Raw genomic sequence first — 23,671 nt, forward strand, 5'->3', positions numbered from 1 at the left:
CCCTTTTTTTAAGGTAATAAGCGAGAGCCGGCCTGCCAGAGCCAGAGAGGTTGTCACAAGATCAGCCGGGCGTCGGCAGGGAATTATCTAATATTTATATTATTACCGATCCACTCTCGTTATTTATGCTACTCTTTTCAATACTAAATGCTTAAAGGTAACAAGAGGACGGTTAACCATGGGTATTCTTTCCTGGATCATTTTTGGACTTATTGCCGGTATTTTAGCCAAGTGGATTATGCCGGGAAAAGATGGCGGCGGATTTATCGTGACCGTTATTTTGGGGATCATCGGCGCCGTGGTCGGCGGCTGGATCAGTACCCTGTTTGGTTTTGGCAAGGTCGATGGGTTTAATTTCGGCAGCTTCGTGGTAGCGGTTATCGGTGCGCTGGTGGTACTGTTTATCTACCGGAAAGTGCGTAGCTAATTTTCAGCTGCTCAGCTGTAAATAAATACATAAAAGCTGCCGCGATATGCGGCAGCTTTTTTATTGCTGACAGATGACAGCGTAGATCTCCTTTGGGCTATTGTCTGTCGGTTCCCTCGCCAACCGGCACCACCTCAACGTGCACTTCGTAGTGTTTCGCCTGGCCGGCGGGGATCAGCGCGGTCAGTTTGTTAATGGTTTCCGCTGGCGTATCGGTTGCTACCGTGGCTGAAAACAGCACCGGTCTGTGCGGCGGAAGCTGCGGCGGGAACGGCGGCAGGGGGCCACGATCCCTCTCCATCGGCGGGCGGACTCCGTTATCGACGACAGGCGCCGGGACGTCGGTTTTATCAGCCGCAAAGGCGCTGGCGGCGGTAACGGTGGCGATAGCGAACAGGGCAAGCAGAGCTTTTTTCATCCGGGATTCCTCAATAAGCAAGTCCCAAAAGAGTAGAGGGTGCCGGCAGGCGGAACAATCCCAGGCGGCGCGAATCCTCTGAATCTTCTTTTTTCCTCGCGAATGTGGAGGTCAGATGAGAGCGAGTGTCATTGCGTTCGGGAGCCTCTTAATTCAGCAGTACGCTCATAATCAGCAGTACGGCCATGCACATCGACATAATACTGATATCAACAATCATTCTGTACGACAAAAGCTCCAGCTAAACGGGTACGGCGGGCAGGTAAAAGCCCATCTTATAGTGGTTAAAGAGTGTACCCTGCCTACATCCATTGAACAAACGTTTATTGACTAATATTGTCGGCCTGCGTCGGCCATCGGCCACCGCCTGGAGCAACATGAGGATGGCTCATGTTGCATTGAATTTAAGTCGCTTTCCCTCCAGCGCTGACTCTGGCAAAAATAGGTTCATTAACGAATCAACAACATTTACCGGTTGAAGCGCGCCCGGCCTGACTCCGCGTCGCCAGGCTGGTGGAGAGTATTCCGCCGGGTTCGCTTTATGCCCGCCATCAGGATGGACAATCGCCATGAATAATAAATTTACCTATACGATTAAGCGCACCCGGTTTGATGAAAATTATAACCCTGCGGAAAATACGCGTATTACCACCAACTTCGCTAATTTAGCCAGAGGGGTGAACCGTGAGGAAAATCTGCGCAATACGTTAATCATGATGAATAACCGTTTTAATAGCCTGGCCCACTGGGATAATCCCCATAACGATCGCTATGCGGTGGAACTGGATATTATTTCTGTCGAGATGAATATTGCTCAGGATAGCGCCAGCTTCCCGGTGATTGAGATCCTGCAAACGCATATTGTCGATAAAAAGAGCGGGGAGCGTCATGCCGGTATCGTCGGCAATAACTTCTCCTCCTATGTGCGGGATTACGATTTTAGCGTACTGCTTCTGGAACATAATAAGGACCAGAGTCGCTTCAGCGTACCGGAAAACTTTGGCGAGTTGCACGGCAATATCTTTAAGGATTTTGTGCAATCCAGCGCCTGGCGCGCCAACTTCAGCAAGGCGCCGGTGATTTGCCTGAGCGTCTCCAGTAAAGATGTTTACCATCGCACCGGTAACGAACATCCGGTCCTCGGCATTGAATATGCTCAGGAAGGCGTCTCGCTGACCGAGCGCTATTTCAGCAAAATGGGTCTGCAGGTACGCTATTTTATGCCAAAAAACAGCGTCGCGCCGTTGGCCTTTTATTTTACCGGCGATCTGCTCAGCGATTACACCAGCATGGAACTGATCGCCACCATCAGCACGATGGAGACGTTTCAGAAAATATATCGCCCGGAGATCTACAATGCCAACTCCCCGGCGGGGCAATACTATCAGCCCAATCTCAGCCACCTGGATCATTCATTAACAAAAATCGTCTATGACCGGGAAGAGCGCAGCCTGTTGGCGATTGAGCAGGGGAAATTTACACAACAACATTTTATCAACCCGCACAAGACGTTGCTTGAGCAATGGTCTGCTAATTTCGCGCTTTGCTAAACCCATATAAAAGGCTAATGACTATGAAAACATGGCTTCCGACATCGACCGCCGGCAGTTTACCGAAACCTTCCTGGCTGGCGCAGCCAGAGACTCTGTGGTCGCCCTGGAAACTGTCCAGCGAAGAATTACTGGCCGGCAAGCGCGACGCCTTGCGGTTATCCCTCGACGACCAGCTGCGGGCCGGGATCGATATTGTCAGCGACGGCGAGCAAACGCGGCAGCACTTTGTCACCACCTTCATCGAGCACCTCAGCGGGGTGGATTTTGCCAAACGCGAGATCGTGAAAATTCGTAACCGCTATGAGGCCAGTGTTCCAACGGTGGTGGGCGCCGTGGAGCGCCAGAAACCGGTCTTCGTGGAGGACGCTCGCTATCTGCGGCAGCTCACCAGTCAGCCGATCAAATGGGCGCTTCCGGGCCCGATGACCATGATCGACACGCTGTATGACAACCACTATAAAAGCCGGGAAAAGCTGGCCTGGGAATTTGCCAAAATCCTCAATCAGGAAGCGAAAGAGTTAGAGGCTGCGGGGGTTGATATTATTCAGTTCGATGAGCCGGCCTTTAACGTCTTCTTCGATGAGGTCAACGACTGGGGGATCGCCGCCTTAGAACGAGCCACCGAAGGGCTGAAGTGTGAGACAGCGGTGCATATCTGCTACGGCTATGGCATCAAGGCCAATACCGACTGGAAAAAGACGCTGGGCTCCGAGTGGCGACAGTATGAAGAGGCTTTCCCGCAGCTGCAGAAATCGTCCCTTGATATTATCTCTCTCGAGTGCCACAACTCGCGCGTGCCGATGGATCTGCTGGAGTTGATCCGCGGTAAAAAGGTGATGGTCGGGGCGATCGATGTCGCCAGCCATGCTATCGAAACCCCGGAAGAGGTGGCTGGAACCCTGCGCAAGGCGCTGGCGTTCGTCGATGCCGACAAACTCTACCCGTCCACCAACTGCGGTATGGCGCCGCTGCCGCGCCATGTCGCGACCGGCAAACTGCACGCCCTGAGCGCCGGCGCCGAGATTATTCGTCGCGAGCTGGCGGCAAAGTAAGGCGGGGCGCGCCCGTTATCTTCCCCAGGCGGTGTACTTTATCGTCGGTTCACTTCCAGAGCGGGCTGTTGCCCGCTCTGCGTCATGTTGCCGCCAGCGGGCGACAGATTGCCCGCAGGGCGACGGCGCTGCACAGCGGAAACAGCGCCAGCAGAAGCCAGGGATAAACCGCCTGCGGCGACGGAATGAGCGCCAGGTCAAGCAAATGACCGAGCAGTAAATTCCCGGCTAACACCGCGCATCCTCCTGCGGTGGCGAGCGCTCCGTAGTGGGCGCCCAGCGTCGACTCCTCGGCGAACAGCGGGATCAGATCCTTGGCTGCGGGCACTAACAGCATCTGGCCGAGGGTGAGCAGTGTGACAAAACCAGCCACCGGCATTAACCGCAGCCAACCTTCGGCGGGTGGGGCGGCGGCGAATAACGCCACGCTGGCAAAGGAAGCCGACAGCAGCAGAAAGCCCACCGGCAGGATGCGCACGGCGCCCATTCGCCGGGCGAAGCGGGCGAGAGGGAGCTGGAGGGTGATAATCAACAGTGAGGCCAGCATAAAGAGCGGCGCCAGATCCTGCTCGCGGCTGCCGGAACGTTGGATCTCCACCGGCAGGGCGAGGTACAGTTGGTTGTAGCTCAACAGCCATGAGCTGTAGGCGAGAATAAACGCGACAAAGCGCGGCTGGCGCAAAGGCGTCCACCATGGGACTCGTCTGCGCGTTGTTGTCGTGTGCCCGTCGGCGGGCAGACAGAAAAAGAGCACCGCCAGCGCCAGAAGAAATATTCCCGCGCCGGCGAGGGCGATATGCCGAAAGCCGATCCCGCTCAGCACGCCTCCGGCCACAGGGCCGATCACCGCTCCCAGTTCACCGCATACCGCAAACAGCGCAAACCACTCGGCGCGACTGCGTTTCCCGTTGGCCTGGCTGAGGGTACCGGCCCGCGCCAGCAGGGCCTCTATCGACGGGGAGAACAGGGCGCCGCCGACGCCGGTCAGGCAGGCGCCGAGGATAATGGGCCACAGCGACGCCCCGCACGCCAGCAGGAGAAAACCGGCGACGCGAACGACGCAGCCGGCGAGAATGATCGCCTTAGCGCCATAGCGGTCGGCCAGCGTCCCGCCGAGGATAAACATGCCCTGTTGGGAGAAGGTACGCAGCCCGAGGATCAGGCCGATAAGTCCGCCTGAGAGCAGCATGTCGTCGCGCAGGAAGAGGGCGAGGAAAGGAACGACCGCGTAAAAGCCAATATTAAAAACGAACTGGCTTCCCAGTAACACCGGAGGCCAGAGGGTTGCCGCAGGGCGCAGGGAGAAAAGAGGCATATCCGCCCAACCTAAACGATGAAATGAATGTGCTTTTTGCCGTGGTAAGGGGAGATCTCGATTTTGGTTTTCACCCGGAAAACGTCCCACAGCAGCGCTTCGGACAAAATCTCCTCCGGCGTCCCGCTGGCGAGGATCTGCCCCTGCTGCATCACGATCAGCGAATCGCAGAACATCGCGGCATGGTTAAGATCGTGAATGGCCACAATGCTGGTTACCGGCAGCTCGCTGATCAACTGCATTAACTGCATCTGATGGTGTATATCCAGATGGTTGGTCGGCTCATCCAGCAGGATTTCGCTCGGACTCTGCGCCAGCGCGCGGGCGATATGCACCCGCTGCCGCTCGCCGCCGGAGAGGCTTAACCATCCCTGTTCGCTTTTCTCCAGCATCGCTACCCGCTGCAGCGCGGCGGCAATCGCCTCGTCATCCTGAGCGCTCCAGTTTGAGAACGGAGAGTGGTGGGGAATGCGTCCCAGGCGCACGACGTCGCGCACCCGCATATTGGCCTCGGTCATGCCGTGTTGCTCGACGAAAGCCACGCGGCGGGCGAGCTGCTTTTTCGCCATCCGGGCGATATCCTGGCCGTCGAGGGTGACGCGACCTGCATCCGGGCGGCGCAGGCCCGCCAGAACGCGCAGCAGCGAGGATTTGCCGCAGCCGTTGGGTCCCAGCAGTCCGACCGTTTCGCCTCGCGGCACCCGCAGCGAGACATTATTGACGATGACCTTTTTGCCTGCCTTCCAGGTGATATTTTCAGCGCAAATACTCATCACTTATTCCTTGAGCGGTAGATAATCACGGCAAAGAAAGGCACCCCAACCAGGGCGGTTACTACCCCAACGGGCAGACTTTGCGGGGCAATCAGCAGGCGCGACGCAATGTCCGCCAGTACCATCAATATCGCCCCTGCCAGCGCGCTGGCGATCAGCAACGTTCGGTGCAGCGGGCCAAAGAAGAAACGCATCACGTGGGGCACCACCAGGCCAACAAAGCCGATTGAGCCGGCCATGCTGACGATGGTGGCGGTGATCAGCGCCGCAGTGGTGAAGAGGATCAGGCGCACGCGCGGCACAGCAATCCCCAGCGAGGCGGCGGCATCGTCGCCGAAGGTGAACGCGTCCAGCGCCCGGGCATACCACAGGCAGACCGCCAGACCCGCGAGCACCACCACGATGACCAACTGGAATTCGGGCCAGCGAACGCCGCTGAAGCTGCCCAGCAGCCAGAACATCACATCGCGCGCCTGCTGCGCGCTGGCGGAGGTGCTGATGGTATAGGCCGTGATGGCGTTAAATAACTGCGAGGCGGCGACGCCCGCCAGAATGGTTCGCTCATTACCGCCGCGCGCACCGTTAGTCAGCAAGGCGACAAAGGCGAAGGCGGCGAAGGCCCCGGCAAAGGCGCCTGCCGAGAGGGAAATCGCGCCAGCGCCAAGGCCCAGCACCACGATCGACACCGCGCCGGTGGAGGCCCCGGCGGAGACGCCGAGGACGTAGGGTTCCGCGAGGGCATTTTTCAGCAGGCTTTGCAGCACGACGCCGCAGATAGCGAGGCCGGCGCCGCAGCAGGCGGCGACCAGCGCGCGGCTGAGGCGGAAATCCCAGATTACGCTCTCATAGATACGGTTGAGCGGTTCAGCGGTTAAGCCGGTTCTGTTGCTGATAGCATAAAAGACATTCTGCAGCGGGATGGCCAGCTCGCCGACGCTGACGCCCACAGCGATCACCAGCGCCAGCACGATCGCTGCCAGTAAACACCAGCCGGTGAGCAGTATGCTGCGGCGCGTCTCAATCGCGGCGACGCTCATCAGTTCAGCCCCATTTTTCTCAGCTGCTCGCCCACCTGTTCCGCGCCGTAAAGCGTGCGAATGGTCGGATTCATCGCCTGACCGTCCATGACCACGATATGGCCTTTTTTCACCGCCTCCAGCTGGCTGACGGCGGGATCGCTTTTGAGGAATTTGATCTTCTCCTCGGCCTTATCCAGCGCCCAGCGGTTACGGTCCAGACTGGCGACCACGATCACATCCGGGTTGGCGGCAATAATGCTCTCCCAGCTCACCGTGGGCCACTCGGTCTCGGAGGTAATCGCATTATGTCCGCCCAGCACGCTGGCGATAAATCCGGAGGCGCTGTTTTTGCCGCCGACATAGGCATCGGCCGAAGGCGAGGCGCTGGAGAACCAGAAGACGAAGGAGAGATCTTTTTTGCTTTTACCAAACTCCTGGCGCAGGTCGGCTTCACGTTTTTTGAAATCGGCAATTAGCGCCTGACCACGATCTTCGACGTTGAAAATGCGGGCGAAATCGCTAATCTCCTGATACAGCCAGGTCATATCCCACAGCTTTTGCCGGCTGCCGTACATATCGCCGGTGGCCTTTTTAGTGGCGCACATCCCCGGTGAAACGTAGCTGTTCACGCCGACGGTGGCGAGATCTTCACGCCTGGCGACTTTGCTTTCCGGCCCCAGCAGCAGCGGCAACTGGGCGGGAACGAAATCAGGATTTTGCGCCAGCACCGATTCCAGGCTCGGAATTTCCACCGTCAAGGTTTTAATCTTCGCGTTTTGCTCAGCCAGCTGCGGTAAAACGCTGGTCGGCCAGAAGGCGCTGGCGACCACCTGCTTTTGCAGCCCGAGCAGCAGCAGAATTTCGACCGTATTTTGCCCCAGCGCGACCACGCGCTCCGGCGGCCGGGTGAAGGTCTCCTGATAGCCGCAGTTTTCAATCGTCAGGGGGTAGGTTGTTGCCAGCGCGGAACTGACGGCGGTGAACATCAAGCCTAACGCGCAAAGGACCTTCTTCATTAAACGCTATCCTTGTAAACAGGCGAGTGGATGACCAGCAAATGGGAGTAATGCAAATGAAACTCATTATTGGGGCGGGGTTTTATACAATGCCATATTTACAGTGTCAATGAGTGACTATTTCCGCAGGCAATGAAATGCCCGCGCGATGGGGCGGGTCAGCTCGCCAGTGGGCCACGAATATACGCCTGCACCCCCTGGGCGAGAAAATCAAATACCCGCTTACAGGCAGGGCTGTGACGCAGATCCTCATGCATTATCAGCCAGGTATCAAGATACAGAGAAAAGTCGGCCGCCAGCACTCGCTGCAGGGGAATAATGCCATCCGCAAGGGGCACCTGGCAGATGCCGATCCCCGCTCCGGCGCGAATCAGGCTCAACTGGGCGAGGTCGCTATCGGTCCGCATCGCGAACGCCTCGCGCTGAAAACGAGGGTAAGCCTGCAGCGCCCGGCGAACAAGTGGGGTGGCGCTATCGAAACCAATCAGCGCGTGGCTGGCCAGATCGTCGAAGGTCGTGGGCAGGCCCTGGCGCGTCAGGTAGGCGGCGGTGGCATGTAACCCAAGCTCAATCCTGCCGAGACGGCGGGCGATAAGCTGCTCCTGCTGCGGGGCGACCATCCGCACCGCGATATCCGCCTCCCGGTGAAGCAGATCCTGAAATCGATTGGAGAGCATCAGTTCGATGACGATATTCGGGCACGCCTGCCTGAGCCGGGCAACCAGCGGCGGCAGCACCTCGGCGCCGACCACCTCGCTGGCGGCCACCCGCACCACGCCACGCAGATCGGCTCTGTCGCGACTAAAGTTGGCCGCCGTGCGTTCCAGCGCCCGGGCGGTGTTGTCCATCGCCTCGGCATGCACCCGCAGCGCCAGCGCCGCGTCGGTCGCCAGCAGGCCGGTTTGCGAGCGGGTAAATAAGGCCTGGCCGAGGGCGGTTTCCAGCCCGGCAATATGGCGCCCCGCCGTCGGCTGAGTGATGTTCAGGGTGCGCGATGCGCCCGATAAAGAGCCTTCCTGCAGGACGGCGAGAAAGGTTCGGTACCACTCCCAGGGAATAGAGGTATTCATACAAATATGTATAGCCGTTCGACGATGGTATGCAATTTCATTTGATATGAGCCGCAGGTAGGCTGTCAAGCATCCATTAGCGAACGGGGAAAGAGGATGAACAGCAGCGGCAAGGTACTTATTCTGGGAGCAAGCGGGGGCATTGGCGGGGAAGTGGCGCGCCGGCTGGTGGCAGACAACTGGCAGGTTCGGGCGCTGAAGCGCGGCGCCCAGATGCGTGATCCCGAAGATGGCATACAGTGGATAGCCGGCGACGCGCTGGATGGCGGCCAGGTCGCGGCGGCGGCTGCCGGTTGCGACGTCATCGTCCATGCGGTGAATCCGCCGGGCTACCGGCACTGGCGGCAACAGGTACTGCCTATGCTGCGCAACACCCTGCAGGCCGCCGAACGGCAGCGGGCGCTTGTAGTCCTGCCCGGCACGGTCTACAACTATGGACCGGATGCCTTTCCGCTGATTGCTGAAGAGGCCGCACAACAGCCGGTGACCCGCAAAGGCGCCATCCGGGTGGCGATGGAGCTGGCGCTGAAGGATTACGTGCAGCGCGGCGGCCGGGCGTTGATTGTTCGGGCGGGCGATTTTTTTGGTCCACGCGCCGGAAATAACTGGTTTTCTCAGGGGCTGGTCAAGCCTGGTCAGCTTCCCCGCATCATTAGCTACCCGGGGGCGATCGGCGTGGGGCATCAGTGGGCCTGGCTGCCCGACGTGGCCGCCACCATCGCCGCGCTGCTGGCCCGCAGGCATGAGCTTGAGCCGTTCGCCCGCTTTCATATGCAGGGCCACTGGGACCCGGACGGCAGCGAAATGAGTCAGGCGATCCAGCGGGTGGTCGCCCGCTATGGCGGCAGGGCGGTAGTGAAGTCCTTTCCCTGGTGGCTGGTGAAGCTGGCGGCGCCCTTCAACGCCACCCTGCGCGAAATGGTCGAGATGCACTATCTCTGGCGTCTGCCGGTACGCCTGCGCAACGATAAACTGGTTGATTTTTTAGGCGCGGAACCGCATACCCCGCTCGACAGCGCGGTGTATCAGACGCTGCAAGGCCTGGGTTGTCTGCCCGCCGGCGCGATAAACCAAGAGGCGGGTGAGGCGTAACGCGGCAAGAGGATCACAGAGCGGGGCGTTATTGTGACCAAATCATAATAACGTCACTCGTTGTCAAACGATAGCGATCGCATTAAGCTAAACGGATGACGAAAAATACCCCCACCCCTGCAAGCCGTGGTCCCCATGACCACAGCGTTCGGGACCAGATTCTTGACGCGGCCATGGCGCACTTTAGTCGCTATGGCTATGAGAAAACGACGGTCACCGATCTCGCCAAAGCGATAGGCTTTTCCAAAGCCTATATCTATAAATTCTTTGACTCCAAGCAGGCGATTGGCGAGGCGATTTGCGCCAGCCGGCTGGAGAAGATCATGGTGGCCGTCAGCGCGGCCATCGCCGATGCGCCGTCCGCCAGCGAGAAACTGCGCCGCCTGTTCCGGGCGCTGACCGAGGCCGGCAGTGAACTGTTTTTCGAGGATCGCAAACTGTACGACATCGCCGCCGTCGCGGCGCGCGATAAATGGCCTTCAACGGAACAGTATGCCGGTCATCTGCAGCAGCTGATTGGTCAAATCCTTGTCGAAGGCCGCCAGGCGGGTGAGTTCGAGCGCAAAACCCCGCTGGATGAAGCGACCCTGGCGGTCTATATGGTGATGTGTCCTTTCATCAACCCGGTGCAGTTGCAATACAATCTCGACACCGCGCCCACCGCGGCGGTGCTGCTTGCCTCCCTGATCCTGAGAAGTCTCTCCCCCTGATGAGTGACTATTGACTTTATTGGTCACTAGTCTGAGAATGCGGTCACCATCCGGTCTTTTCATTAAGGTGACCCATGCTCAGGCTCAACGCCGTCCATCTTGCCGTCTGCCTCCTGCCGCTGGCCCTCGCGGGCTGCGGCGAACCTGCCGATCATGACGACCCCCGCATCCGGCCGCCGCTGGTCCGGGTGGCGACCGTCGAGCGCGCGGAGGCCGGCTCGCGGGCCTTTACCGGCGTGATAGTGGCCCGAACCCAAAGCGACCTCGGTTTCAGGGTGGCGGGAAAAGTGCTTGAACGGCGGGTGGAAACCGGGCAGAGCGTCAAGCGCGGTCAGCTGCTGCTGCGCCTGGATCCGGCTGATCTAGCCTTGCAGGCGCAGTCCCAACAGCGGGCCGTAGATGCCGCGCGGGCGCGAGCCAAAAAGGCGGCCAACGATCTGGCCCGCTATCGCGGCCTGGTGGCGAGCGGCGCCATCTCTGCCGCGGAATTCGACCAGATTAACGCGGCAGCAGAGGCGGCGAGAGCCGACCTCAGCGCGGCCCAGGCGCAGGCCAATGTGGCGCAAAACGCCACCGGCTATGCCGGACTGCTGGCGGATGCTGACGGCGTGGTGGTGGAAACCCTCGCTGAGCCGGGGCAGGTGGTCAGCGCCGGGCAGGTGGTGATCCGCCTGGCGCGGGCGGGGCAGCGCGAAGCGCGGGTGCAACTGCCGGAGACGCTGCGCCCGGCGGTCGGCAGCGAGGCGCTGGCGACACGCTATGGCAGCGAATCTCAGCCGGTCACGGCGACCCTGCGCCTGCTTTCGGACGCGGCTGACGCCACCACCCGCACCTTTGAAGCGCGCTATGTGCTGAACGGCGCGCTGGCGAATGCCCCGCTGGGGTCTACCGTGACCCTGCGCATCGGCAACGACCAGGCGCCAGGCCAGGTGCTGGCGGTGCCCCTGGCGTCGGTCTACGATCCGGGTAACGGCCCTGGCGTCTGGCGCATTGCCTCTCGTCCGGCCACCGTCTCCTGGCAACCGGTGACCGTGCTCGGCCTGGATGATGAAACCGCGCGGGTGACCGGCCCGCTGAAGCCCGGCGAGCCGATCGTCGCCTTGGGCGCCCATCTTCTGCACCAGGGCGAGGCGGTGCGTCTGGCGGAACGACGCGAGCATAATGCCGCCGGGAGCCAGCCATGAGCGCCGGGCGTTTTAATCTCTCCGCGCTGGCCGTCCGCGAGCGGTCGGTGACCCTGTTTTTGATTATCCTTATCTCCGTCGCCGGGCTGGTGGCGTTCTTCGGACTCGGGCGAGCGGAAGATCCGCCCTTTACGGTCAAGCAAATGACGGTCATTACCGTCTGGCCCGGCGCCACCGCGCAGGAGATGCAGGATCAGGTCGCCGAGCCGCTGGAAAAACGGCTCCAGGAGCTAAAGTGGTACGATCGCACGGAGACCTATACCCGGCCTGGCATGGCGTTGATCACCCTGTCGCTGCAGGATCAGACCCCGCCTTCCGAGGTGCCGGAGCAGTTTTATCAGGCGCGCAAGAAGCTGGGCGACGAGGCGAAAAATCTGCCTGCCGGCGTCTCCGGCCCGATGATGAATGACGAATTCGCCGACGTCACCTTTGCGCTCTTTGCCCTGAAGGCGCGGGGAGAGCCGCCGCGGCAGCTGGTGCGTGACGCCGAAGCCTTACGCCAGCAGCTGCTGCATGTTCCCGGGGTGAAAAAAGTGAATATTCTCGGCGAACAGGCGGAGCGCATTTATCTCTCCTTTTCTCATGACCGTCTCGCCACTCTGGGTCTCTCGCCGGAGGCGATTTTTGCCGCGCTGAACAGCCAGAATGTGCTGACCGCCGCCGGGGCTATCGAGACCCGGGGCGGGCAGATCTTTATCCGCCTCGATGGGGCATTTGACCGCCTGCAGCAGATCCGCGACACGCCGATTATTGCCGGGGGCAGAACGCTGAAACTGGCCGATGTCGCCACGGTTGAGCGGGGGTACGAAGATCCCGCCACCTTCCTGATCCGCAATCAGGGCGAACCGGCGCTGCTGCTGGGCGTGGTGATGCGCGAGGGCTGGAATGGTCTGGCGCTGGGGAAAGCGCTGGATGCCGAAACGACCAGCATCAATCAGAGCCTGCCGCTCGGCATGTCGTTGACCAAAGTGACCGATCAGTCGGTGAATATCAGCGCCGCGGTCGATGAGTTCATGATCAAATTCTTTGTCGCCCTGCTGGTGGTGATGGCGGTGTGCTTTGTCAGCATGGGGTGGCGCGTGGGCGTGGTGGTCGCGGCGGCGGTGCCTTTAACCCTCGCCGTGGTGTTTGTGGTGATGGCGGCGACCGGCAAAAACTTCGACCGCATCACTCTCGGCTCGCTGATCCTCGCCCTGGGGCTGCTGGTGGATGATGCCATCATTGCCATCGAAATGATGGTGGTAAAAATGGAGGAGGGGTACGACCGCCTCAAAGCCTCGGCCTATGCCTGGAGCCATACCGCCGCGCCCATGCTGGCCGGTACCCTGGTGACGGCCGTGGGCTTTATGCCCAATGGATTTGCGCAGTCCACCGCCGGGGAGTACGCCAGCAATGTGTTCTGGATCGTCGGTATCGCGCTGATTGCCTCCTGGATGGTGGCGGTGATTTTTACCCCCTGGCTGGGGGTGCACCTGTTGCCGGACAGAAAGCCCGCGGCGGCCGGCCACGCCGCGCTGTATGACACCCCGCGCTATCAGCGCTTCCGTCGGCTGCTGACCCGGGTTATTGCTCACAAATGGCGCGTGGCCGCCGGGGTGGTGGCGCTGTTTATCGTGGCGATCCTGGGCATGAGCGTGGTGAAAAAGCAGTTTTTCCCCACCTCCGATCGTCCGGAAGTGCTGGTTGAAGTGCAGCTGCCTTACGGGTCGTCGATTAGCCAGACCAGCGCCGCGGCGGCGAAAATTGAGCACTGGCTGCAGCGGCAGCCGGAGGCGAAGATTGTCACCAGCTATATCGGCCAGGGCGCGCCGCGCTTTTACCTGGCGATGGCTCCGGAATTGCCCGATCCCTCCTTCGCCAAACTGGTGGTGTTGACCGACGGGCAGGGTGCCCGCGAGGCGCTCAAGCGGCGGCTGCGGGAGGCGGTGGCCAATGGCCTGGCGCCGGAGGCGCGGGTGCGCGTCACTCAGCTGGTGTTTGGCCCTTATTCGCCTTATCCGGTCGCCTGGCGGGTGATGGGGCCCGATCCGCACGCTCTGCTCGACATCGCCGAGCGGGTTAAATCGGTGCTGCAGGCCAGTCCGCTGATGCGCACCGTCAATACCGACTGGGGTTCGCGGGTACCGGTGATGCATTTCAGCTTCAATCAGGACCGGCTGCAGGCGAGCGGACTCAGCTCCCAGTCCGTCGCCCAGCAGCTGCAGTTCCTGCTGTCAGGGATCCCGATCACCACCGTCCGGGAAGATATTCGCGCCGTGCAGGTGATCGGCCGCGCGGCGGGCGACATCCGTCTGGATCCGGCGAAAATCGCCGACTTCACCCTGGTGGGCAGCGGCGGGCAGCGGGTTCCCTTGTCACAGATTGGCGACGTGTCGATCAGGATGGAGGACCCGCTGCTTCGCCGTCGCGACCGCACGCCGACCATCACCGTCCGCGGAGATGTTGCGGAGAACCTGCAGCCGCCGGATGTCTCCACCGCGCTGATGAAGCCGCTGCAGCCCATTATCGACTCGCTGCCGCCTGGCTATCGCATCGAGACGGCGGGGTCGATTGAGGAATCCGGCAAGGCCACCCGGGCGATGGTGCCGTTATTTCCGATAATGATCGCCCTCACGCTGCTGATCATTATCCTGCAGGTGCGTTCGCTGTCGGCGATGGTCATGGTTTTCCTGACCGCGCCGCTGGGGCTGATTGGCGTGGTCCCGACGCTGCTGCTGTTCAATCAGCCGTTTGGCATCAATGCCCTGGTGGGCCTGATCGCCCTGTCGGGGATCCTGATGCGCAATACGCTGATCCTGATTGGCCAAATCCATCATAACCAACAGGCGGGGCTCGATCCGTTCCACGCGGTGGTGGAGGCGACGGTGCAGCGCGCCCGCCCGGTTCTGCTGACCGCGCTGGCGGCGATCCTGGCGTTCATTCCGCTCACTCATTCGGTCTTCTGGGGAACGCTCGCCTATACGCTGATTGGCGGGACGCTGGGGGGAACCATCATGACCCTTATCTTCCTGCCGGCCATGTACGCGATCTGGTTCCGCATCCGCCCGGAGAACACGGTACAGCAGACAGAGTTGCACCTTCAGAGGTAATTCCACTTTGCCGGACCTGGGCGAGGCACATGGCCAGGCCAGGTCACGGGCAGCGTCAGGCAGGTAAGGATACCGGCACCGCATGAGTGCGGTGTTGATCCTGTTCGAGGCGATCAAGGCAATCGAGGCTGATGGCCGATGGCGAGGTCGCGCCGGTGAGGGTCATGGTAACCTTCATATCCTCGGCAAATAAGCGCAGCAGATGCGCCACGCCCGCTTCGCCCGCCGCGGCCAGGGCATAAATATAGGCCCGACCGAGCAGCACGCCTTTCGCGCCGAGGGCCAGCAGACGTATAACGTCCACGCCGGAGCGCACCCCGGAATCGGCAAGCACTGTTAGATCGTCGCCGACCGCATCCACCACCCTGGGTAGCGCCCGGGCGGTGGGGATGGCGCCATCGAGCTGTCTGCCGCCATGATTCGACACCACAATACCATCGGCGCCCAGCCGCACGGCATTGCGCGCATCGTCGGCATCGAGGATCCCTTTGATGATTAATTTCCCTTGCCAGCTGTCGCGGATCCACTCCAGATCGTGCCAGGCGATGGACGGGTCGAAGTTGTTGCTGATGAACCCCATATAGTCGTCCATGGTCATTTTGTGGCCGGTGTAGGCTTCGATATTACCAAACGACAGGGGTCTGCCCGCCAGCCCGACGTTCATCGCCCAGCGCGGATGGGTGCAAGCCTGGAGATATTGTCGCAGGGTGGCGTGCGGCCCGGACATCCCTGAGCGGTTATCGCGATACCGCGAGCCGGGGATTGGCATATCGACGGTAAATACCAGGGTTTTCATGCCAGCGGCCCAGGCGCGCTCCAGCGCGTTACGCATATAGCCGCGATCTTTCAGTACGTACAGCTGGGACCAGAGCGCGCCGCTGGCGTGGCTCGCCACCTCTTCAATCGAGCAGACCGACACGGTGGATAAGGTGTACGGGATCCCGGCGCGGGAGGCGGCGCGGGCCGCCTGGACTTCGCCGCGGCGGGCGTACATCCCGGTGGCGCCGACGGGCCCCAGCGCCACGGGCATCGCCCATGGGGCATCAAGGATCGTGGTCGCCAGCGTCGGTTCGCCGGCCCCGCACAGTACGCGCTGGCGAAGAGCTACCGAGGCAAGCTCGGCGGCGTTGGCGTTCATGGTGTTTTCCGCCACCGCGCCACCGTCAATATAATCGAAAAGGAAGCGGGGCAGACGACGACGAGCGGCTTCGCGATAATCGCTGGGGGCTGAAACAATCATTATTATGTCCTTATGTTTTTTAACCTTAGTGGATGTTCTGCAGGTAAAAAAACTATAGGCCTCTAAAAACCGGCGAGGAAATGAAATATTAGCATTCCAGCTATTCCCTGCTGGAATAATCTGGTTTTATCGCTGAGGCTGCTATTTCCTTTTTTTACTCTTCGGCGCGCGCGTTATTTTTATTTATTTCCGCGCAACGTGAAGCTGGCAAAATAAAGACCCGGTATGAGGCGACAGCGCTTTGCGCCATCGCCAGCAGGGGGAAGGAGAGGTCAGTGCGGCGCCTGCGTTTTCCGGGAGGTGTAAAGAAGATGAATTTGAAATTGAGCTGGTGGTATCTTTTGCTAGCCTTTCTCTGGAGGACAGACGGAGCGACACCATGAAAGATAAAGATGAACAAACGGCATTGATTGGCATGGCCATCGGCGCGGCGGTCATTAGCTTAGTGGCGACCCAAAAGCAGATTAATCAGGGGAGTATCGTGGATGAACTGGTGAGGCTGGGCAGACAGAAGGGGGACGGGGTAGAGGATGAGGTCTTTGTCCAGGCCGCCCGGCTGGTGAGTAAAGGCACCTAGCCAGCCGGTATCCCGCCTGGCAGCCCCGTTTGCGCGTTTTATTTTGGTTTTTATTCCCCAAATGCGGCCAGGCGAGCGGCGCTTATTCCTTTCCTGAAGCGTTACCGGCGGGCGCTTTCACTACCCGCTTTTTTCTAGCGCATGGCCGGGGCCGCGCCCCGCGCTGGCATGGTCTTTCAGTTACGTTGTCACTTTATGCTCGCCTGCAAGCGATAACCAGCAAGGTGGTGGTCTGCCGCTATTGCATAAATCGGTATTTTCGATACATCTTTGCCATTGCGTGCGGAGATAGAATGATTTCAAAATAACATATTATAAATCAATCAATTAAGTTCTATTTGCACACCCTGATAATCCCTGGGCGAGGGTCTATGCTTATAAAAAGCACTAAATGAGGCAATACCCCTGCTGCAGAAGGGTTGAAGTGATAATCATTATCACTAACATGGCGGTATGCCTTGATGGCGCCAACCTGGAGGTCTATCGATGGAAGTACAAGCAGGAACTTTTAATCCCGCCGATTTCAGCTGGCAGGGACTGACCATGACGCCGGCCGCTGCCGCGCATATCCGCGATCTGATGCGCAAGCAGCCGGATAAGAAAGGGCTGCGGCTGGGCATTAAAACCAGCGGCTGCGCCGGTTTTGGCTATGTGCTCGAAATGATTGCCGAGCCGGCGCCCGACGATCTGCTCTTTGAATCTGACGGAGCGAAGCTGTTTGCGCCGCTGCAGGCGATGCCGTTCATCGACGGCACCGAGCTGGATTATGTCCGGGAAGGTTTAAATGAAATCTTTAAATTTCATAACCCGAAAGCGCAGCATGAGTGCGGCTGCGGCGAAAGTTTTGGGGTGCAGGCGGAGTAACTATGTCGCGTAATACTGAAGCAACTGACGATGTCAAAACCTGGACCGGCGGCCCGCTCAACTACAAAGAGGGCTTTTTTACTCGCCTGCAAACCGATGAGCTGGCCAAAGGCATTAATGAAGAAGTCGTTCGGGCTATCTCGGCTCGCCGCAATGAGCCGCAGTGGATGTTGGAGTTTCGTCTGAATGCCTACCGGGCGTGGCTGGAAATGGAGGAGCCGCACTGGCTGAAAGCGCATTACGATAAGCTGAATTATCAGGATTACAGCTACTATTCCGCGCCCTCCTGCGGCAACTGCGATGAGACCTGCGCCTCCGAGCCTGGCGCGGTGCAGCAGACCGGGGCCAATACCTTTCTGACCAGCGAGGTGGAAGAAGCCTTTAACCAGCTGGGCGTGCCGGTACGCGAAGGGCGCGAGGTGGCGGTGGACGCGATATTTGACTCGGTGTCGGTGGCGACCACCTACCGAGAAAAGCTGGCCGAGCAGGGGATCATCTTCTGTTCTTTCGGCGAGGCGATCCACGACCATCCGGAACTGGTGAAAAAGTATCTGGGCACCGTAGTGCCGGGGAATGACAACTTCTTTGCCGCGCTGAACGCCGCGGTGGCTTCGGACGGCACCTTTATCTATGTGCCGAAGGGCGTCCGCTGCCCGATGGAGCTGTCGACCTATTTCCGCATCAACGCCGAAAAGACCGGGCAGTTTGAACGCACCATTCTGGTGGCCGATGAAGGCAGCTACGTCAGCTATATTGAAGGCTGCTCGGCGCCGGTGCGCGACAGCTATCAGCTGCATGCCGCGGTCGTTGAAGTCATCATCCATAAAGACGCGGAAGTGAAATACTCCACAGTGCAGAACTGGTTCCCCGGCGATAACAACACCGGCGGGATCCTCAACTTCGTCACCAAGCGCGCCCTGTGCGAAGGGGAGAACAGCAAAATGTCATGGACCCAGTCTGAAACCGGCTCGGCCATCACCTGGAAATACCCCAGCTGCATCCTGCGCGGCGATAACTCGATCGGCGAATTCTTTTCGGTGGCGCTGACCAGCGGCCATCAGCAGGCGGACACCGGCACCAAAATGATCCATATCGGCAAGAACACCCGCTCGACCATCATCTCGAAAGGGATCTCCGCCGGACACAGCCAGAACAGCTATCGCGGGCTGGTCAAAATCATGCCGACCGCCACCAACGCCCGCAACTATACCCAGTGCGATTCGATGCTGATCGGCCCGGACTGCGGGGCGCATACCTTCCCGTATGTTGAATGCCGCAACAACAGCGCCCAGCTGGAGCACGAGGCGACCACCTCGCGGATTGGCGAAGATCAATTGTTCTACTGCCTGCAGCGCGGGATCAGCGAAGACGATGCCATCTCGATGATCGTCAACGGTTTCTGTAAAGACGTCTTCTCCGAGCTGCCGCTGGAGTTCGCTGTAGAGGCGCAAAAATTGCTGGCCATTAGCCTTGAACATAGCGTCGGCTGATAATTAAGGAAAAAAGATGTTAAGTATTCAAGATTTACACGTCGCCGTCGAAGATAAAGCGATCCTGCGCGGGCTGAACCTTGAGGTGCGCCCGGGAGAGGTCCACGCCATTATGGGGCCGAACGGCTCAGGCAAAAGTACGCTTTCGGCCACCCTGGCCGGGCGTGAAGATTATGAGGTGACTGGCGGTCGCGTCGAATTTAAGGGCAAAAACCTGCTCGAACTCGCTGCGGAAGATCGCGCCGGGGAAGGTATCTTTATGGCCTTCCAGTATCCGGTAGAGATCCCCGGCGTCAGCAACCAGTTTTTCCTGCAGACTGCGCTGAATGCCGTGCGCAACTATCGTGGCCAGGAGGCGCTGGATCGTTTCGATTTCCAGGACTTAATGGAAGAAAAGATCAAGCTGCTGCAGATGCCGGAAGATCTCCTGACCCGCTCGGTGAACGTTGGCTTCTCCGGCGGTGAGAAAAAGCGCAACGATATTCTGCAAATGGCGGTGCTTGAGCCGGAGCTGTGCATTCTCGATGAATCGGATTCGGGGTTGGATATCGATGCCCTGAAAATCGTCTCCCAGGGAGTGAATGCCCTGCGCGACGGCAAACGCGCCTTTATCATTGTCACCCACTATCAGCGCATCCTTGACTATATCAAGCCGGACTATGTCCATGTGCTGTATCAGGGACGGATTGTGAAGTCGGGCGATTTCTCTCTGGTCAAACAGCTGGAGGAGCAGGGCTATGGCTGGCTTACCGAACAGCAGTAACGCGCTGCAGCAGTGGCACCATCTGTTTGAAGCGCAGGGCGGCCCGCGTACCCCGGAGGCCAGTCAGCATCTGCAGCAGCTGCTGCGCCTTGGGCTGCCGACGCGCAAGCACGAGGACTGGAAATACACTCCGCTGGATGCCCTACTTAACGGTCGCTTTGTCGCCGATGAGGGGGCCTCTCTCAGCGCTGAACAGCGTGATGCGCTGGCGCTGCCGCTGGACGCCTGGCGGCTGGTGTTTATCGATGGCCGCTATCATCCTCAGCTGAGCGACGATCTTGCCGCCAGCGGCGTGGAGGTCAGTGTCGATAATCAGCGCCAGCATCTGCCGGATGCCCTGCAGCCGGAGGTGTTTCTCCATCTGACCGAAAGCCTGGCCCAGACGGTGACCCGCATTCGCGTGCCGCGCAACCGCCGCCTGGATAAACCGCTGCTGCTGATGCATCTCACCAGTGGCCTGGCCGGCGATGCGCTGAATACCGCCCACTATCGCCATCACCTGGCGCTGGAGAGCGGGGCGGAGGCGACGATTGTCGAGCATTACCTGAGCCTCAATGAGCAGCCGCATTTCACCGGCGGGCGATTGACCATGACGGTGGCCGATAACGCGCACCTCCAGCATATCAAGCTGGCATTTGAGAATGCCCGCAGCTATCACTTCGCCCATAACGACCTGCTGCTGGGCCGCGACGCCTCGGCCTTCAGCAGCAGTTTCCTGCTTGGCGGCCAGGTGCTGCGTCACCAAACCAGCACCCGCCTGGGCGGCGAAAACAGCAACCTGCGCCTCAATTCGCTGGCGATGCCGGTGAAAAATGAGGTCTGCGATAGCCGCACCTGGCTCGACCATCAGGTCGGCTACTGCACCAGCCGCCAGCTGCACAAAACCATTGTCAGCGATAAGGGGCGGGCGGTGTTTAACGGGCTGATCAACGTCGCGCCGCTCGCGCTGAAAACCGACGGCCAGATGACCAACAATAATCTGCTGCTCGGGCGGCTGGCGGAGGTCGACACCAAACCGCAGCTGGAAATTTACGCCGATGACGTGAAATGCAGCCACGGGGCGACGGTGGGGCGCATTGACGAAGAGCAGCTGTTCTATCTGCGCTCGCGCGGTATCGAACAGCAGGCGGCGCAGCAGATGATCCTCTACGCCTTTGCCGCCGAGCTCACCGAGGCTATCCGCAGCGACGCGCTCAGAGAGCAGGTGCTGGCGCGTATTGGACAGCGTTTGCCGGGAGGCACAGTATGACATTTTCAGTAGAACAGGTTCGCGCCGATTTTCCGGTACTGAACCGGGAGGTCAACGGTCAGCCGCTGGTCTATCTCGACAGCGCCGCCAGCGCCCAGAAGCCGGAGGCAGTGATCGGCGCCGAAGCGGAATTCTATCGCCACGGCTACGCGGCGGTGCACCGCGGCATCCATACCCTCAGCGCGGAAGCCACCGCGCGGATGGAAGCCGTGCGTCAGCAGGCGGCCACCTTCCTTAACGCCGGATCGGCGGAGGAAGTGGTGTTCGTCCGCGGCACCACCGAGGGTATCAACCTGGTGGCCAACAGCTGGGGAAACGCCAACGTCGGCGCCGGGGATAACATCATCATCAGCGAAATGGAGCACCACGCCAATATTGTGCCGTGGCAGATGCTCTGCACCCGCGTCGGGGCTGAGCTGCGGGTGATCCCCCTGAACCCGGACGGTACGCTGCAACTGGATGTTGTCCCGGGACTGTTTGACCCGCGCACCCGCCTGCTGGCGATAACCGAGGTCTCCAACGTGCTGGGGACGGAAAACCCGCTGGCGGCGCTGATTGCTCTTGCGCATCAGCATGGCGCGAAAGTGCTGGTGGATGGCGCCCAGGCGGTGATGCACCACCCGGTGGACGTCCAGGCGCTGGGCTGCGATTTTTATGTTTTCTCCGCCCACAAGCTGTATGGGCCGACCGGGATCGGCGTGCTCTACGCCCGGTCCGAGCTGCTGCAGACGATGGCGCCTTGGGAAGGGGGCGGGTCGATGATCGCCACCGTCAGCCTGACGGAGGGCACCACCTGGAATCAGGCGCCGTGGCGCTTTGAGGCCGGCACGCCGAATACCGGGGGGATCATCGGCCTCGGCGCGGCGCTGACCTACGTCAGCCAGCTGGGACTGACGCAGATTGCCGAGTATGAGCAGACGCTGATGCGCTACGCGCTCGATGCCCTGCGCGCGGTACCGGATCTGATCCTTTACGGCCCGGCGCAGCGTAAAGGGGTAATTGCTTTCAACCTCGGTCAGCATCACGCCTATGACGTCGGCAGCTTCCTCGATAACTACGGGATCGCCGTGCGCACCGGACACCACTGCGCGATGCCGTTGATGGCCCGGTATCAGGTACCGGCTATGTGTCGGGCATCGCTGGCGATGTACAATACCACGGAAGAGGTGGACCGCCTGGTGGCCGGCCTCCAGCGGATCCGCAAACTGTTAGGGTAAAGGACGGGACAATGGCGGCACTACCGGACAAAGACAAACTGTTGCGTAACTTTAGCCGTTGCGCCAACTGGGAAGAGAAGTATCTCTATATCATCGAGCTTGGCCAGCGTCTGGCGCCGCTAAGCCCGGAAGAACATAGCGTGCAGAACATTATTCAGGGCTGTCAAAGCCAGGTCTGGATCGTGATGGACCAGGATCCCACAGGCGTGATCACCCTGCGCGGCGATAGCGATGCGGCGATCGTCAAGGGTCTGATAGCGGTGGTGTTTATCCTCTATGACCGGATGACCGCTCAGGACATCACCGAGTTCGACGTGCGTCCGTGGTTTGAAAAAATGGCGCTCACCCAGCATCTCACCCCCTCCCGCTCGCAAGGCCTCGAAGCCATGATCCGCGCGATACGCGCGAAAGCGGCAAATATTAGCTAGAATAAACAGGTAGATTTCATTCTGTTACGTCCGGCAGGGCGCTGACCCTGCCGCCGTTCAGTCTCCTGGCGTTTTATCAGCGAAAGAAGGAATCTCAGTATGAAACGCAAAACGATGATCACCTTAGCCCTTCTCAGCGCCCTTGGCGCCTCCACGGCCGCCTGGGCCGTTGATTACCCGCTTCCTCCCGCCAACAGTCGGCTGATTGGTCAGAATCAGTACTGGACGGTCCAGGAGGGAGATCGCAACCTGCAGGCGATTGCGCGCCATTTCGATACCGCGGCGATGCTGATCCTCGAAGCCAACGATACGATTGCGCCGGTGCAGCCGAAGCCCGGCACTCAGGTCCTTATCCCTTCTCAGATGCTGCTGCCCGACGTGCCGAGGGAGGGCATTGTCGTCAACCTCGCCGAACTGCGGCTGTATTACTTCCCGCCGGGAGAGAATCAGGTGCAGGTCTATCCGCTGGGCATTGGCCAGTTAGGTCTGGAAACGCCGGAGATGACTACCCGCGTGGGGCAGAAGATCCCTAACCCTACCTGGACGCCTACCGCCGGCATCCGCGCGCGCTCGCTGGAGAAAGGGGTGACGCTGCCAGCGGTGGTCCCGGCCGGACCGAACAATCCCCTGGGCCGCTATGCGCTGCGTCTGGCCTACGGTAACGGTGAATATCTCATCCACGGAACTAACGCCCCAGACAGCGTTGGTCTGCGCGTCAGCTCGGGCTGTATGCGGATGAACGCTGATGACATCAAAGCGCTGTTCAGCCAGGTGAAAACCGGGACGCCGGTACGGATTATCAATCAGCCGGTGAAGTTTGCCGTCGAGCCGGATGGTAAACGCTATGTCGAAGTCCACAGGCCGCTTTCGCAGACCGAAGGGGAAAACACCCGGACCATCGCTTACACGCTGCCAGCGGCGTTTCACGCCTTCGCAGAGGATAAAGCAGTGGATGACCTGCAGTTGAAAAAAGCGATGTCGAGAAGGGCGGGGTATCCGGTGGTGGTGTCGGCTGGGGCAGGTAGCACGGCGACGTCGCTGTCGGCGCAGAATAGTTCGTCTGACAACGGTCTGCTTACCCAATAGCCCTCATGCTGAGGGCAAAAAAAATGGCGCACAGAGTGC

22 protein-coding genes are annotated in these 23,671 nt (G+C 59.9%); 15 read left to right on the top strand and 7 right to left on the bottom strand.

Annotated features, from left to right (window positions below; translation table 11 throughout):
* Positions 1-178: 178 nt before the first annotated feature.
* Positions 179-427, top strand: coding sequence for a GlsB/YeaQ/YmgE family stress response membrane protein (locus OHJ17_RS10390; RefSeq protein WP_002909014.1), 249 nt, complete (start codon positions 179-181; stop codon positions 425-427).
* A 97-nt stretch (positions 428-524) separates the two neighbouring features.
* Here OHJ17_RS10390 and OHJ17_RS10395 read toward each other — a convergent pair whose 3' ends face one another.
* Positions 525-845: a hypothetical protein gene (locus OHJ17_RS10395; RefSeq protein WP_004184563.1), complete on the bottom strand. Its 321-nt coding sequence runs from the start codon at positions 843-845 to the stop codon at positions 525-527.
* Between the two features lie 569 nt (positions 846-1,414).
* Between OHJ17_RS10395 and OHJ17_RS10400 the strand changes: the two genes are divergently transcribed.
* On the top strand, positions 1,415-2,395 hold the full coding sequence (locus OHJ17_RS10400; protein WP_029602805.1) for a DUF1852 domain-containing protein: 981 nt from the start codon (positions 1,415-1,417) through the stop codon (positions 2,393-2,395).
* Between the two features lie 23 nt (positions 2,396-2,418).
* Complete coding sequence (locus OHJ17_RS10405; protein WP_002909005.1) at positions 2,419-3,450, top strand: methionine synthase; 1,032 nt, start codon at positions 2,419-2,421, stop codon at positions 3,448-3,450.
* 82 nt (positions 3,451-3,532) lie between these two features.
* Here the strand turns inward: OHJ17_RS10405 and OHJ17_RS10410 are convergent, their stop codons facing one another.
* The 5 genes from OHJ17_RS10410 to OHJ17_RS10430 all read right to left on the bottom strand — a co-directional run bounded on the left by OHJ17_RS10410 (position 3,533) and on the right by OHJ17_RS10430 (position 8,643).
* Entirely contained in the window at positions 3,533-4,720 is a 1,188-nt protein-coding gene (locus OHJ17_RS10410; RefSeq protein ID WP_072196949.1) for an MFS transporter EitD, read from the bottom strand.
* A 56-nt stretch (positions 4,721-4,776) separates the two neighbouring features.
* On the bottom strand, positions 4,777-5,538 hold the full coding sequence (locus OHJ17_RS10415; RefSeq protein WP_004212506.1) for a siderophore ABC transporter ATP-binding protein EitC: 762 nt from the start codon (positions 5,536-5,538) through the stop codon (positions 4,777-4,779).
* Positions 5,538-6,575 carry a FecCD family ABC transporter permease gene (locus OHJ17_RS10420; RefSeq protein ID WP_002908998.1) on the bottom strand — a complete coding sequence of 346 codons (1,038 nt, stop codon included), beginning with the start codon at positions 6,573-6,575 and terminating at the stop codon, positions 5,538-5,540. Before OHJ17_RS10420 ends, OHJ17_RS10415 begins: the two co-directional genes overlap by 1 nt.
* On the bottom strand, positions 6,575-7,573 hold the full coding sequence (locus OHJ17_RS10425) for a siderophore ABC transporter substrate-binding protein EitA (protein ID WP_004200258.1): 999 nt from the start codon (positions 7,571-7,573) through the stop codon (positions 6,575-6,577). Before OHJ17_RS10425 ends, OHJ17_RS10420 begins: the two co-directional genes overlap by 1 nt.
* A gap of 158 nt (positions 7,574-7,731) precedes the next feature.
* Positions 7,732-8,643: a LysR family transcriptional regulator gene (locus tag OHJ17_RS10430; RefSeq protein ID WP_039818262.1), complete on the bottom strand. Its 912-nt coding sequence runs from the start codon at positions 8,641-8,643 to the stop codon at positions 7,732-7,734.
* Between the two features lie 96 nt (positions 8,644-8,739).
* Here OHJ17_RS10430 and OHJ17_RS10435 point away from each other — a divergent pair, with 96 nt between their 5' ends.
* From OHJ17_RS10435 to OHJ17_RS10450, 4 genes are all read left to right on the top strand, one after another.
* A complete protein-coding gene (locus tag OHJ17_RS10435; protein WP_039818267.1) occupies positions 8,740-9,735 on the top strand; it encodes an NAD-dependent epimerase/dehydratase family protein in 996 nt (331 codons plus the stop codon).
* A 173-nt stretch (positions 9,736-9,908) separates the two neighbouring features.
* Positions 9,909-10,445, top strand: coding sequence for a TetR/AcrR family transcriptional regulator (locus tag OHJ17_RS10440; RefSeq protein ID WP_015958592.1), 537 nt, complete (start codon positions 9,909-9,911; stop codon positions 10,443-10,445).
* Between the two features lie 74 nt (positions 10,446-10,519).
* Positions 10,520-11,629, top strand: a complete 1,110-nt coding sequence (locus OHJ17_RS10445; RefSeq protein WP_032446178.1) for an efflux RND transporter periplasmic adaptor subunit — start codon at positions 10,520-10,522, stop codon at positions 11,627-11,629.
* On the top strand, positions 11,626-14,718 hold the full coding sequence (locus OHJ17_RS10450; RefSeq protein ID WP_039818269.1) for an efflux RND transporter permease subunit: 3,093 nt from the start codon (positions 11,626-11,628) through the stop codon (positions 14,716-14,718). The genes OHJ17_RS10445 and OHJ17_RS10450 overlap by 4 nt, the downstream gene beginning before the upstream one ends.
* Before the next feature lie 55 nt (positions 14,719-14,773).
* Here the strand turns inward: OHJ17_RS10450 and lldD are convergent, their stop codons facing one another.
* On the bottom strand, positions 14,774-15,958 hold the full coding sequence (lldD, locus tag OHJ17_RS10455; protein WP_004151846.1) for an FMN-dependent L-lactate dehydrogenase LldD: 1,185 nt from the start codon (positions 15,956-15,958) through the stop codon (positions 14,774-14,776).
* Between the two features lie 379 nt (positions 15,959-16,337).
* Between lldD and OHJ17_RS10460 the strand changes: the two genes are divergently transcribed.
* From OHJ17_RS10460 to ldtE, 8 genes are all read left to right on the top strand, one after another.
* Complete coding sequence (locus OHJ17_RS10460) at positions 16,338-16,535, top strand: hypothetical protein (protein ID WP_002908880.1); 198 nt, start codon at positions 16,338-16,340, stop codon at positions 16,533-16,535.
* 486 nt (positions 16,536-17,021) lie between these two features.
* Positions 17,022-17,399: a Fe-S cluster assembly scaffold SufA gene (gene sufA, locus OHJ17_RS10465; RefSeq protein ID WP_004143232.1), complete on the top strand. Its 378-nt coding sequence runs from the start codon at positions 17,022-17,024 to the stop codon at positions 17,397-17,399.
* Positions 17,400-17,401: 2 nt separating this feature from the next.
* Complete coding sequence (sufB, locus tag OHJ17_RS10470) at positions 17,402-18,889, top strand: Fe-S cluster assembly protein SufB (RefSeq protein ID WP_002908877.1); 1,488 nt, start codon at positions 17,402-17,404, stop codon at positions 18,887-18,889.
* Positions 18,890-18,905: 16 nt separating this feature from the next.
* Entirely contained in the window at positions 18,906-19,652 is a 747-nt protein-coding gene (gene sufC / locus OHJ17_RS10475; RefSeq protein WP_002908876.1) for a Fe-S cluster assembly ATPase SufC, read from the top strand.
* On the top strand, positions 19,627-20,901 hold the full coding sequence (gene sufD / locus OHJ17_RS10480) for a Fe-S cluster assembly protein SufD (RefSeq protein ID WP_039818273.1): 1,275 nt from the start codon (positions 19,627-19,629) through the stop codon (positions 20,899-20,901). The genes sufC and sufD overlap by 26 nt, the downstream gene beginning before the upstream one ends.
* The gene (sufS, locus tag OHJ17_RS10485; RefSeq protein ID WP_039818274.1) at positions 20,898-22,118 is read left to right on the top strand and encodes a cysteine desulfurase SufS; all 1,221 of its coding nucleotides are present in this window, start codon (positions 20,898-20,900) and stop codon (positions 22,116-22,118) included. Before sufD ends, sufS begins: the two co-directional genes overlap by 4 nt.
* Before the next feature lie 11 nt (positions 22,119-22,129).
* Positions 22,130-22,546 carry a cysteine desulfuration protein SufE gene (gene sufE / locus OHJ17_RS10490; RefSeq protein WP_002908865.1) on the top strand — a complete coding sequence of 139 codons (417 nt, stop codon included), beginning with the start codon at positions 22,130-22,132 and terminating at the stop codon, positions 22,544-22,546.
* Positions 22,547-22,645: 99 nt separating this feature from the next.
* Positions 22,646-23,632 carry a L,D-transpeptidase LdtE gene (gene ldtE / locus OHJ17_RS10495; protein WP_004143241.1) on the top strand — a complete coding sequence of 329 codons (987 nt, stop codon included), beginning with the start codon at positions 22,646-22,648 and terminating at the stop codon, positions 23,630-23,632.
* The last annotated feature ends 39 nt before the right edge of the window (positions 23,633-23,671 follow it).

This window comes from Klebsiella sp. KP20-425-1 (assembly GCF_025813515.1).
In the GTDB taxonomy this organism is placed as follows: Bacteria; Pseudomonadota; Gammaproteobacteria; order Enterobacterales; family Enterobacteriaceae; genus Klebsiella; species Klebsiella pneumoniae.

What these genes read in the sequence shown, in the direction of transcription:
- OHJ17_RS10450 (WP_039818269.1), top strand. Translation starts at nt 11,626, where the DNA reads ATGAGCGCCGGGCGTTTTAATCTCTCCGCGCTGGCCGTCCGCGAGCGG.
- sufC (WP_002908876.1), top strand. Translation starts at nt 18,906, where the DNA reads ATGTTAAGTATTCAAGATTTACACGTCGCCGTCGAAGATAAAGCGATC.
- OHJ17_RS10405 (WP_002909005.1), top strand. Translation starts at nt 2,419, where the DNA reads ATGAAAACATGGCTTCCGACATCGACCGCCGGCAGTTTACCGAAACCT.
- sufB (WP_002908877.1), top strand. Translation starts at nt 17,402, where the DNA reads ATGTCGCGTAATACTGAAGCAACTGACGATGTCAAAACCTGGACCGGC.
- OHJ17_RS10425 (WP_004200258.1), bottom strand. Translation starts at nt 7,573, where the DNA reads ATGAAGAAGGTCCTTTGCGCGTTAGGCTTGATGTTCACCGCCGTCAGT.
- OHJ17_RS10440 (WP_015958592.1), top strand. Translation starts at nt 9,909, where the DNA reads ATGGCGCACTTTAGTCGCTATGGCTATGAGAAAACGACGGTCACCGAT.
- OHJ17_RS10395 (WP_004184563.1), bottom strand. Translation starts at nt 845, where the DNA reads ATGAAAAAAGCTCTGCTTGCCCTGTTCGCTATCGCCACCGTTACCGCC.
- sufS (WP_039818274.1), top strand. Translation starts at nt 20,898, where the DNA reads ATGACATTTTCAGTAGAACAGGTTCGCGCCGATTTTCCGGTACTGAAC.
- OHJ17_RS10415 (WP_004212506.1), bottom strand. Translation starts at nt 5,538, where the DNA reads ATGAGTATTTGCGCTGAAAATATCACCTGGAAGGCAGGCAAAAAGGTC.
- ldtE (WP_004143241.1), top strand. Translation starts at nt 22,646, where the DNA reads ATGAAACGCAAAACGATGATCACCTTAGCCCTTCTCAGCGCCCTTGGC.
- OHJ17_RS10430 (WP_039818262.1), bottom strand. Translation starts at nt 8,643, where the DNA reads ATGAATACCTCTATTCCCTGGGAGTGGTACCGAACCTTTCTCGCCGTC.
- lldD (WP_004151846.1), bottom strand. Translation starts at nt 15,958, where the DNA reads ATGATTGTTTCAGCCCCCAGCGATTATCGCGAAGCCGCTCGTCGTCGT.
- OHJ17_RS10435 (WP_039818267.1), top strand. Translation starts at nt 8,740, where the DNA reads ATGAACAGCAGCGGCAAGGTACTTATTCTGGGAGCAAGCGGGGGCATT.
- OHJ17_RS10460 (WP_002908880.1), top strand. Translation starts at nt 16,338, where the DNA reads ATGAAAGATAAAGATGAACAAACGGCATTGATTGGCATGGCCATCGGC.
- OHJ17_RS10390 (WP_002909014.1), top strand. Translation starts at nt 179, where the DNA reads ATGGGTATTCTTTCCTGGATCATTTTTGGACTTATTGCCGGTATTTTA.
- sufE (WP_002908865.1), top strand. Translation starts at nt 22,130, where the DNA reads ATGGCGGCACTACCGGACAAAGACAAACTGTTGCGTAACTTTAGCCGT.
- OHJ17_RS10445 (WP_032446178.1), top strand. Translation starts at nt 10,520, where the DNA reads ATGCTCAGGCTCAACGCCGTCCATCTTGCCGTCTGCCTCCTGCCGCTG.
- sufD (WP_039818273.1), top strand. Translation starts at nt 19,627, where the DNA reads ATGGCTGGCTTACCGAACAGCAGTAACGCGCTGCAGCAGTGGCACCAT.
- OHJ17_RS10400 (WP_029602805.1), top strand. Translation starts at nt 1,415, where the DNA reads ATGAATAATAAATTTACCTATACGATTAAGCGCACCCGGTTTGATGAA.
- OHJ17_RS10420 (WP_002908998.1), bottom strand. Translation starts at nt 6,575, where the DNA reads ATGAGCGTCGCCGCGATTGAGACGCGCCGCAGCATACTGCTCACCGGC.
- sufA (WP_004143232.1), top strand. Translation starts at nt 17,022, where the DNA reads ATGGAAGTACAAGCAGGAACTTTTAATCCCGCCGATTTCAGCTGGCAG.